6 protein-coding genes are annotated in these 10944 nt (G+C 69.6%); 3 read left to right on the forward strand and 3 right to left on the reverse strand.

Annotation, left to right across the window (positions count from 1 at the left end):
* Window positions 1–99: 99 nt before the first annotated feature.
* The gene (locus tag AC1DNF_RS27860; protein WP_478151890.1) at window positions 100–2715 is read left to right on the forward strand and encodes an ATP-binding protein; all 2616 of its coding nucleotides are present in this window, start codon (window positions 100–102) and stop codon (window positions 2713–2715) included.
* On the opposite strand, the gene AC1DNF_RS27865 is transcribed toward AC1DNF_RS27860, so the two are convergent.
* Together AC1DNF_RS27865 and AC1DNF_RS27870 are read right to left on the reverse strand one after the other, a co-directional pair.
* Window positions 2678–6430: an alpha/beta fold hydrolase gene (locus AC1DNF_RS27865; protein ID WP_478151891.1), complete on the reverse strand. Its 3753-nt coding sequence runs from the start codon at window positions 6428–6430 to the stop codon at window positions 2678–2680. The two genes, AC1DNF_RS27860 and AC1DNF_RS27865, sit on opposite strands and share 38 nt — an antisense overlap.
* The gene (locus AC1DNF_RS27870) at window positions 6427–7965 is read right to left on the reverse strand and encodes a metallophosphoesterase family protein (RefSeq protein WP_478151892.1); all 1539 of its coding nucleotides are present in this window, start codon (window positions 7963–7965) and stop codon (window positions 6427–6429) included. The genes AC1DNF_RS27865 and AC1DNF_RS27870 overlap by 4 nt, the downstream gene beginning before the upstream one ends.
* A gap of 230 nt (window positions 7966–8195) precedes the next feature.
* Here AC1DNF_RS27870 and AC1DNF_RS27875 point away from each other — a divergent pair, with 230 nt between their 5' ends.
* Window positions 8196–8792: an N-acetyltransferase family protein gene (locus AC1DNF_RS27875; protein ID WP_478151893.1), complete on the forward strand. Its 597-nt coding sequence runs from the start codon at window positions 8196–8198 to the stop codon at window positions 8790–8792.
* A 175-nt stretch (window positions 8793–8967) separates the two neighbouring features.
* On the forward strand, window positions 8968–10128 hold the full coding sequence (locus AC1DNF_RS27880) for a hypothetical protein (protein WP_478151894.1): 1161 nt from the start codon (window positions 8968–8970) through the stop codon (window positions 10126–10128).
* A 46-nt stretch (window positions 10129–10174) separates the two neighbouring features.
* On the opposite strand, the gene AC1DNF_RS27885 is transcribed toward AC1DNF_RS27880, so the two are convergent.
* Window positions 10175–10483: a hypothetical protein gene (locus tag AC1DNF_RS27885; protein ID WP_478151895.1), complete on the reverse strand. Its 309-nt coding sequence runs from the start codon at window positions 10481–10483 to the stop codon at window positions 10175–10177.
* Window positions 10484–10944 lie beyond the last annotated feature (461 nt).

The raw sequence follows: 10944 nt of genomic DNA on the forward strand, positions 1-10944 counted from the left end.
GCGCCCCCCGCCGTGTGGTGACGCGGTAAACGCAATAGGTTACAAACCCGCCTTGGCGTGCCGCGGTTGGCTTTCGCCACCGCCCCTCCCGAGGTCCCCTTGCTGCCATCTGATTCGATCTATCGCTTCGACAACATCGAGTTGCATCCTTCCACCCGACAGCTGCTGGTGGAAGGCCAGCCCGCCAGCCTGGGCGCCCGGGCCTTCGACCTGCTCTCGGCCCTGATCGCCCACCGCGACCGCATGCTGACCAAGAACGAGCTGCTCGACATGGTCTGGCCGAACCTGGTGGTGGAGGAGAACAACCTCCAGGTGCACGTGAGCGCGCTGCGCAAGCTGCTGGGGCCCAAGGCCATCGTCACGATTCCCGGCCGCGGCTACCGCTTCGCCGCGCCGCTGGACGCGCTTCCCGCGGCTGCGGCGGCCCCCGCCGCCAGCCCCCCGGCGCCCAAGCCCAGGGCCGCCCCCATGCCGGCCGCGGCCAAGGCCCTGCGGCCGGACACCGGCAACCTGCCCGCCCTGCTGCCGCCCCTGCTGGGCCGGGATGCGGAATTCGCCACGCTGCGCGAACTGGTGCGGCAACACCGCCTGCTCAGCCTGCTGGGCCCGGGCGGCATCGGCAAGACCAGCCTGGCGCGCGCCGTCGCCCGCCAGGTGGCGCACCATTTCCGGGACGGCGCCTGGATGGTGGAGCTCGCCAACGTCTCGGACCCGCAGGCGCTGCCCGGCGCGGTGGCGCTGGCCCTGAGCATCAGCCTCCCCGGGCGGACCGACGCGCGCGTCGAGCTGGCCGAACGCCTGCGCGGCCACGAGTTGCTCGTGCTCGACAACTGCGAGCACCTGGTCGAGCCGGTGGCCGCGCTGGCGAGTTATTTGCTCGAAGCCGTGCCCCACCTGTACATGCTGGTCACGAGCCAGGAGCCCCTGAAGCTCGCCGCCGAGCGGCCCGTGAGGCTGGACGCCCTCTCGGTGCCCGCGCATGCCGCCCTGGCCGACGCCGGGGCGCACGGCGCGGTGGCCCTGTTCGTGGCCCGCGTCAGCGCCACGCAGCCGGGCTTCCGGCTCGATGAAGGCAACATCGACGCGGTAGTGGACATCTGCCGCGAACTCGACGGCATGCCCCTGGCGCTGGAACTCGCCGCCGCGCGGGTGCCGCTGCTGGGCATCCAGGGCGTGCGCCAGCATCTGGCCCAGCGCCTGCACGTGCTCAAGAACGGCGTGCGCGACGCGCCCTCGCGCCACCGCACCCTGCGCGACACGCTCGACTGGAGCCATGCCCTGCTGAGCCCCGACGAGCAGAAGGTGTTCCGCCGGCTCGGCGTCTTCGTCGGCGGCTTCGGCCTCGAACTGGCGCAGCAGGTGGCGGCCGATGCCGACATCGACGCCTGGGCGGTGCTGGACCACCTGGGCAACCTGATCGACAAGTCGATCGTGGTCGTCGACGCCAGCACCGTGCCGCGCTACCGCCTGCTCGAAACAGCGCGCGCCTATGCCCGCGAGCAGCTCGAGGCGGCCGGGGAATGGGACAGCCTGCGGCAATGGCACGCGCGCTGCATGCATGCCGCGATCGACCGCCGCGCCCGCTACGCCCGCCTGGGCCCCGAGTCGGAAGACCAGTGGCTGCTGGGCTGCAGCCCCGAGATCGACAACCTGCGCAGCGCGATCGAATGGGCCTGCGGCCCGGGCGGGGATGCCGCGCTGGCGCTCGACCTGGTGAACATCGCCGCCGTGCTGATGTACCAGGCGGGCCGCTATCCCGAGTGCGTGCGCTGGATGGAGATGGCGCAGCCTCTGATCGGCGACGACACCCCGGCGGAGGTCGTCGCCCAGTTCAACCTCGGCCTGGCGCTGGTGGGCCTGCACGGCGGCCTCAGCGCGCAGCGGCGGATGGAACTGCTCGACAAGGCCCGCGAGGCCTTCGAGCAGCAGCCGCCCCACGGCCTGCTGTGCCTGACCTGCTGCATGAGCGCGTACGTGGCCAGCGTGAGCGGCGACTTCGAGGTGGCCGAGCGCAGGCTGGACCAATGCCGCAAGCTGCTGGAGCTGCCCGGGCTGCGCGCGTTCAAGGGTATCTGGCTCTACATCACGGGCATGGTCCGGCGCCACCAGGACCGGCCCGTGGAAGCGCTGGCCGCCTTCTCCCAGGCGCTGCCGCTGGTGCGCAGGGAAGCCAACGCGCGCACGCTGTTCTACGTGCTCAACAACCTGGCGGCCATGCACCACGAGCTGGGCCACGTCGACGAAGCCGTGACCCAGTTCCGCGCCATGATCGACCACCTGCAGCGCTCGCCGCTCACCGACGCGGAGATGATGGGCTTCGCACTCAACTGGTACGCGCATGCGCTCACCGGCCAGGGCGCGCTCGACGAGGCCCATGCCCAGGTGCTGCGCAGCGTGCCGTATTGCCGCCGCTCGGTCGGACTGCGCCATTTCGCGGGCATGCTGGCCCTTCTGGCGGCGCGCCGGGGCAGGCTGCGCGAGGCCGCCCTGCTGATCGGCTGCGACGACACCGAGCGCGAGCGACGCGGGGAGAGGCGCATGGCCGCCGACAACCGCACGCTGGCAGCCACGCTGGCGCTCATCGGCGCGGCGCATCCGGCGCCCGACATCGAGGCCTGGCGCCTGGAAGGCGCGGAACTCGACGAGGACGCCGTCGTCGCGCTGCTGTCCGACCGCTTCAGTGCTCCCTCGGATCGGCACGTTCAAGCTGCGTGATCAGGTAGGGGAAGATGTCCCGCGCCGCGTCGCGGCCGATGAACAGGTCCATGTGGGCGTAGCCGTCGAAGACCTGGCGCGTGTAGAGCGCCGGGTCGTTGAAGGCTGACAGCCAGCTCTGCGTGCGGATGCAGGTTTCCGGGAAGAAGAGCTGGTTCTTCGCCCCCGCCACGAAGCTGATCGGCAGCGCCAGCCGGGGTGCCTTCTGCGGCGTCAGGTAGACGTCGCCGCCCTCGGCGTCGACCGCCTTGGCGCGCTGCATCATCAGGCTCAGCTGCTCGAAGGGGCGCAGGGATACGCAACCGAACATCTCGGCCAGCGCGGTGTGGGTGGCGTTGCTCAGCTGCGCATGCGTATAGGACGCACCGAAGATGGAGAACACGCGGTGGCACACCGGGTTCTTGCACGCCTCGCCGGCCGGGACGGGCACCTTCCAGGCCAGCGTGTCGATCTCGCGGTCCAGGTCGGTCGTGCCCGGCACGATGTCGAAGCGGTCTTCCAGCGGCGCATAGTTCTCCAGCAAGCGGGCCATGCCGAGGTCGGCCTTGGTGTTGTTGAGCCAGCCCGTCACCGGGTGGAGCGTGAGCTGCGACGAAACGATCGAGCGCACGCCGGTCATGCCTTCCAGCAGGGCCATCAGCAGGCTCATCGAGCCCACGCAATGCGCGATCGCCTGCAGGTCCGGCGCGCCCGTGGCCTCCAGGATGAAGCGCACCGCCGCCGGCCAGTCGACGCGGGCGATGTCGTCGATGGTGAAGGGCGCGACAGGGCTGCCCGAATCGGGGCTCGCCCGGTAGTCGAACAGCCACACGTCGTAGCCGCGCGCGCAGAGCGCTTCCACCAGGTTCTGCTCCACCGTGTCGGTCGCGAAGGAGGACGCGCGCACCGAGAAGCCGGGCGCCAGCACCACCGGCCCGCGCGCGCCGCCGGCATAGCGGGTGAGCTTGATCTTGAAACCACCGCCCACCTCCACGCTGTGCGGCACGGGCGCCGGCGCGCGCAAGGCGCGCCGCGGCAGCCGGGCCAGGTCGAGCGCCGGGAAATTGTTCAGGTCGGCCAGCAGTCCGCCATAGGCGCGGAACAGCGTCATGCCGAAGAAGCCGCCGAACTTGGCAAGGTAGGCGGCGGAGATGGCGTCGCGCGCGGCCGGCACGAGATTTTCCACCGCGCCCGGCAGGTTCTCGGGCGGCTCGAGCTTGATGGTGGAGGCCTGCCACAGCAGGTCCTCGAGGTCGAGCGTCAGGATGCCCTGCGCGACGAGCGGGCCCTCGGCGCTCTCGACGTCGTGCACGCGCACGAAGAGCGTGGTGGTGTCGGTCCAGGGCGAGGAGCCGGGCTGCTGGTGCAGCACCTTGTGGCCCTTGAAGCGCAGCCGCGAGGCGCCGCGCCGCAGCATCATCTCGTAGGTCATGGTCCAGGTTTCGACACGCTGCGCATCCGCCGGCAGCAGGTGGAAGACGCCGCTGATCACCGGCATCGGCTCGTGCCACAGCGCCGCACAGGTCACGGTGCCGGTGATGCCGGCGGGATGGGTCGGATCGGAGACCAGCTGGTAGAGATCGTCGGTATGGATGGTCAGTTCGAAGCGCATGGTCTGGTCGCGCATGCGGCCCCAGGCGCTGGCGACCTCGTAGTCGCTGGCCATGCGTCGGCCCGTGTCGGAACGGGCGACCACGGCCTCGGTGCTGATCCAGCCATGCATGGTCTCGGTGAACTGGAAGCTCGGGCTGAGCAGCGCCGGGTCCTTGGCGATGACCTCCCGGATCGCCTCCTTCGCCAGCTCGATGGCGCCGGCTTCGAGGTGACGAGTCGCCTTCTTGAGCAGGGCCTCGGCGTCATGCGCGATCGTGGAGGCCTCGCGTTCCAGGCGCTCCAGCAGGCCTGGCGCGGGACGCGGGGGCGCCGGCACGGCGCCGCCCGGGGCCGGCAGGAACTGCCGCCGCGCCATCCCCAGATCGATGGTCCAGCCGCGCTCGTCGCACAGGTTCTGGCAGGCGCGCTCGGCCAGCGCGGAGATCGTGAGCAGGGGGTTCACCCCCGCCGCGCCCGGCAGCACCGCGCCGTCGCAGACATACAGGCCCTCGTGCACCGCGTCGCCCTCGTTGCCGGCGAAGACCTGGCTCTGGTGATTGACCACGCCGTCGCTGGCGCTGTCGCCCATGCCGCAGCCGCCCAGCGGATGCACCGTGATCAGCTTGCGGCCGAGCGCGTCGCTCCACAGCGGGTTGGGGATGAACTGGCCCTGCACCGCCTCGTTGGCCTGGTTGAGCCACACGTTGTCCGAGGCGATCACCGCGCTGTCGCCGGCCCGGGGCCAGTCGATGCGCAGGCAGTCGTCCTGCAGGTGCAGCCGGCCGGCCGCCTCGTCCACGCTCATCACCAGGTAGGTCTGGGTGCGCGCCACGGCACCGGTGTAGGCCATTCCGGCCAGCCGGCCGGGGGCCTTCTGCACCGCCTCGCCCAGGGCCTGGGCATCGAGCAGGCGCGCCTTCGCCTGCGAGGCGCCGTACTCGAATTCGCCGCCCAGCATGGCGTCGGCGAAGAACAGGGCCGGGGTCAGCATCGCGGCCAGCGCGCCGGGGATCACGCCCTCCTCGATCACCAGCCCGTCGCCGACATGCTCGCTGTTGCGCATGTCGATCACGCCGGTGATGCAAGGCCCCGGCAGATCGGCCGGCGCCACCTTGTTGATCCCCACGCCGACACCGTTGATGTTGCGCTGGACCGGGTCGCCCTTGGCGTCGGTGCCGGCCTGCCAGTAGCTGTCGTAGCCGAGCGCGAGCACGTCGCCGTTGCCCGAGAAGCGCTGGCCGAGCCGGTCCGACAGCGGCAGGCCGTGCTCCTTCGAGCGCAGCAGGATCTCGGTCGAACCCAGGGCGCCCGCGCCGAGCACCACCACGTCGGCGCTGACGCTGCGCCGGGCCGCGCAGGGCGCGGTGCCCGAGCCGCGCAGGGCGACCTCGTCGAAGAACACGCGCCAGCGCGTGCCCTCGCGCTCGACATGGCTGACCCGCGCGCCGGTGAAGATCTGCGCGCCGTGCGCATTCGCGTCCGGCAGGTAGTTCATCAGCGTGGTGTTCTTCGCGCCGACGTTGCAGCCGCTGGTGCAGTCGCCGCACAGGTTGCAGGCCGGCTGCGTCACGCCGAAAGGGTTGACCTGGTCGACGAAGTTCACCGCGATCGGCGGGCGCTTGAAGGGCTTCTTCATGGCCGCCGCCGATTGCTGCAGCGCCTGCAGCTTGTTCAGCGGCGGGAACTCTTCCGGATAGGGCGAGGGGTCGAGCATCTGCCGCGCCCGCGCGATGAACGGGTCGAGCAGCTTCGGATCGGCGCGGAAGGGCGCCGGCCAGGGCGTCGCCTCGAACAGGCGCGGATCGACCTCCAGCGCGACATTGGCATTGATGAGCGAGGTGCCGCCCAGGCCGCAGCCCACCATCGCCAGCATGTCGTCGTTCAGGTGCAGGTTGTAGAGGCCGTCGGGCGCGCCGATCTTGCCGCGCGCGCCGTCGATCTGCATGTCGTCGCGGGCCTTGGGCATGTCGTTGGGGTAGTCGCCCGGCAGGATCTCGCGGCCGCGCTCCAGCACGCACACCGACTGGCCCGCGCGCGCCAGGCGCGAGGCCGCCACCCCGGCGCCGTAGCCCGAGCCCACCACGACCACCGTGTAGTGTGGCGCCAGTTGATCGAGCGAACGGGCGATGGGTTTGATCGTCATGCGCTCACCTTGGCGTCTGCGTGGGTCTTCATTCCAGCCCGTGCCTGCGTGATCACCCCGATCGAGGCCTTGAAGAACTCGTCGAGCAGCAGCGTGGCGCGGGCTTCCGTGGCCTGCTGCGCGCAGTGCGAGAACGCGTCCCACGCGCCGGCCGTGCGCGCGATGCCCACGGCCAGCGCGGCCAGCATCAGGTTGTCGCGGTCGCGAAAGCCGCCGACGCCGCGCGCGCGCACCGGCGCGATCGTGCCGTTGACCGGATCGTTGAACAGCCGCAGCGAGGCGACATTGAGCGCGTCGTCGATGAACACGGCCGCGGCGCCCTGCGTGGTGGTCATCGTCGGCTGGTCCATCACCCAGCCACCCGTATTGAAGACGCCCACCGGCCGGTCGAAGCCCGCCACCGGCAGCTCGTCCTCGAAGGGCTTGTGGGTGTGGCCGAAGACGAAGGTGAGATCAAGCGCCGAGGCCTCCAGGCGGGCCTGCTCGAGCTGCAGCTTCACCGCGCCCGACAGGTACCAGCGCAGGTCCTCCACGTCCTTGACGCTCATGACGTCCAGGTAGCCGCCGCGCTGCGACTCGGCGCCCCGGCCCAGCGTGGCCTCGATCGCGCCGAGCACGAGCTGGCTGAGCGTGAGGCCCTGCACCATGGCCGTGCTGCCGCTCATGCCGAAGCCCTGGTCGAGCCTGGAAACGAGCAGTGCCGCGAGCCGCTGCGCAAGGGCGTGCGATGCGCCGCCGTCGAGCATCACCTCGTAGAGCGTGGTCGCGTCGGTGCCCGTCAGGCCCGCGCTGCCGAGATCGGACCACAGGAAATCGACCCAGGCGCCGTTCTGCGTCTCCAGCTCGGCGACCGAAACCCCGGCGCGGTTGCGGCCCCTGCCGTGGTTCGGAAGCTGGGAATTCAGGATCGTCATCACGCGGTACATGGGGTCGATGTAGTGGCCATGGTGCAGCACCACGCAGCGGCGCCGCGCGGCGTCGAGCAGGCCGAGGTTGGGATAGGCGATGTCCGCGCGGGCGCCGGCCAGGGCGGGGTAGCCCGCCATCAGCCGCGTCAGCATCGAGGCGTCGACCCTGGCGGCCGGCCCGGGCTCGCCGGCATCTTCGAACAGCGCGGTGTGCTCGATCAGGTCGGCGTCGATGCGGCCCTGCATCAAGCCGTCCTGGAAGTGCTGGTCCTGCGCGATGCGCCACAGGTGGTGGTCGTGATTGCCGGGCACGCACAACACGCGCGGCGCGAACACGGGCTTGCCGTCGTCGAGCATCACCGCCTCGACGAAGCAGCGGAAGGCGGCCGCCACGCTGCCCATCGGCGACAGGCCCATGTCGAGCACGTCGCCCAGCAGGATCAGCGTCGGCGGCGGGCCGTCCATCGCGGACAGCAACTGGCGCAGGGCACTCCCGAAGGCACTCAGCGTGGCACTGGGACGGGTGGGGTCTGGCTCGCCGTGGGCGTTGGTGTCCGTCAGGGTGCTGTAGGCCGCGCCGAGGTGCAGGTCGGACAGGCAGACATAACGCGGGGCATTCAGGGCCATGGTTCCTCGGGTGGTCCTTGGGGTGGATCGGTGGAACCAGGATGGTTCCGTGGAGGGGAATGTCGCCGAAGCGGGCCGCCGCGTCCTGAATACGGGCCTTAAACGTTCTGAATTCGAACGCCGGCGGGGCGCTTCAGGCCGGTTTCAGCACGATTCAGCACGCCTTAAGGACCCCTCGGGCGGGGCACGGGAAGCTTGCGCCTTCCTTCAACAACCACCGGAACGCCGCCATGCCCGAACCGCACAACACCCCCGCCGCCGCCATCGCAGCGTCGCGGCGCGCCGTGGGACTGCCCTTGCAAGTGCAGTTGCGCAACGGCGCGTCGGCCCGGATCCGGGCCGTGCGACCGGACGACGCCCGGCGCGCCAAGGTCTGCCCGCCGGGCATGCTGGAAGAGCTGGTCCGCGTGGATGGCGTGCGCCATGTCGCCTTCATCGCCACGATGGCGCGCGACGATGGCGAAGAGCTGATCGGCGAGGCGCGCTACTGCGTCGGCGCCGATCCCGAATGCGCGGAGCTGCTCATCACCGTGGCCGATGCATGGCGCGGCCAGGGCGTGGCCGACCAGTTGCTCGAGCACTTGCTCCACATGGCGCGCGATGCCGGCTTGCGCTGGATCTTCACCGAGGTGCCGTCCACGAACCACCGTGCCCTCGGCTTCCTGCGGCGCATGGGTTTCCTGGGCTGCGCGATGGGCGCCAGCGGCGCGGTGTTGCGCATGGGCCGCGCCGTGGCCACGCGGCGGCCCCGGGCCGCCCGGCGGCGGCCGATGGCAGGGCTGCGGCGCTGGCTGCGAATCAAGTGGGCCCAGCTGATGCCCCGTTGACCGCCCGGGGCGGCCACAGGACAGCAAGAGCCTTTCATGAAGACCGGGCACGTCGCCTTGAGCCGGGTGTGACGCGGTATCCAAGTAACATCGCCCGCGTTACCGAGTATCTGTATGGCGAGTGCGCAGGCGATGGTGCCTCCACTCGCCTCAACCCCCTGTTGCGGAGCGGAAAATGGCTTCATCGCTGGATCGGGTCGACCATGCATTGGACATCATCGAACAGGTCTGCGGACCCGACGAGCGCGCGATGGTGGAGCGCAAGCTCACCGACCCCGTCATCGCCAAGGGCTTCGGCGGCGCCCTGCACATCGGCGGGTATCGCGGCGGCATCGGCGTCTTCAAGTCCGACGCGGAAAGCTACCGGCGCAACCTCGCGCGCGCGGTGGTGCTGACCCTGCTGTCACAGGGAAAGCTCCAGCCGGCGCAGGCCGACGTGCAGCTGGCATTGCTGCGGGGACGGAGCTCGGGCGAGCTGGAGAGGCAGCTCAAGGCCTTGTTTCCGTACAAGGCCTTTCGCGGCCAGTTCGCCGGGCGGGCGGCGTGGCGGCCGGAGTACTTCACGAATCCGGCGGTGCATACCGACCAGGCCTACCGGTACATCGTGCATACCATCCAGGGCGCGGCGTCGGTCGCGGCGGATGCGATGGCGGGCAATCTGGCCGACGCCGAGAAGATGGCGAAGCTCCACCAGCGCTACATCGGCTACGGACACATCGACAAGACCAACCCGCTCAAGGCCAAGCTGATGGTGCGCTTCTACGAAGAGTACCTGCACAACCCGCACATCATTCGCCAGAACATCATCAGCAGCACGGTCATCAGCGAATCGAAGCACTCGACCTACTACCCCTTCGGCTTCATCATGCGCGTGCCGCCGGAGTGCATCTACATCACCTCGCCGACCGACGTCGCGGTCAAGAACCGCACGAGCGACATCATCTTCGAGCTGAACGACAAGAAGCGAGGCGCGATCTGCAGCCCGGACGAGATCCTGAACGCGACGAACGGCGCCGACGGGGACACGGGCTACAACGAAGTCGTCGTCGTCGGCACGGCCCCCGAGGGCAGGCAGGTGGATGTCATCGGGCTGTTCGTGAAGACCGACGGCAAGGGCAATCTCTACATGCGCCCCGGCAAGCCCAACGAGCCCTATGTGAATGCCGAGATCCAGAAGCTGATCGCGGAGTGCTCGCGCCGGCACAATCTGCCGATCGTGCCGATCGCGGACGCCAGCTCCGACCCTTCCGTGACGCCCTGGCCCTTCGACTTCAATGAGCGCGCCCATCTGTTCGCGCCGCGGGTTGCCGATCGCGCGCGGCGCAATTCGATCTGAGTTGCCGCCCCGGTGACGGCCGGGGCCGCCGCAGCTGACGACCAAACTAGGCAGGCGGCGCGGCTCGACGGCAGTGCGCGGCGAGCGTCATGCAGGCCGACGCCAGGTCGCCGAGCTCGGCCATCAGGAAGCCCAGGCTTTCGAGCGTGTCGGCGCCGATGCTCCCGTCTTCGATGACCACGGCGGAATGGGCCAGCAGATGGCCGATGGCACCTACACCCAGCTGGATCGCGGCCATGGTGGTTTCGGCCTCTTCGGCAATGGTGATCAGCAGGGAGGGGACGGCTGAGGGGTAGTCGACGCTGTGGGCTGCGTCGAGGGGGAGGCGGGGGAGGTTTTCAATGAGCTGGCGCATGGGGCGCGAGGAAGGCGCGGGGCGTGACGCGGACATGGGCGTACTCTGCACGCAGCCGCGCTATTGCACCAGAGACCATAGTGCGTATGCGATCTGCGCCTTCATGGCCTCGCCCTGATCGCAGCCGGCGGGATCCTCATGGACTGCACCATCCGGCCCATGCTTCGCGATCGCCATCGCGATCGACTCGTCAGGCCGGCATCCAGGAAACCTGGCAGCCAGTCCAGCATCCAGGAAATCAGCCCGTTCGCCCTTGCCCACGTCATCCAGTCAACGTGCTCGCTGCCAAGCACCTCTAGCCTGAAGTTCCACGCCCCTTCATACTAACTTGCGTTCAAAGATATAGAAGTTATCCATTTGAACCCAGTCATTGAACGGGTTCGCGTTGGATTGGATTCCAGGGCGACGAGTCCGCTTGTCAGGGCGTCCTCGACTGCATCGAGGTTGGCGAAGACGTGGTT

The sequence above is a fragment of the Variovorax sp. 01T432 genome (assembly GCF_056398605.1).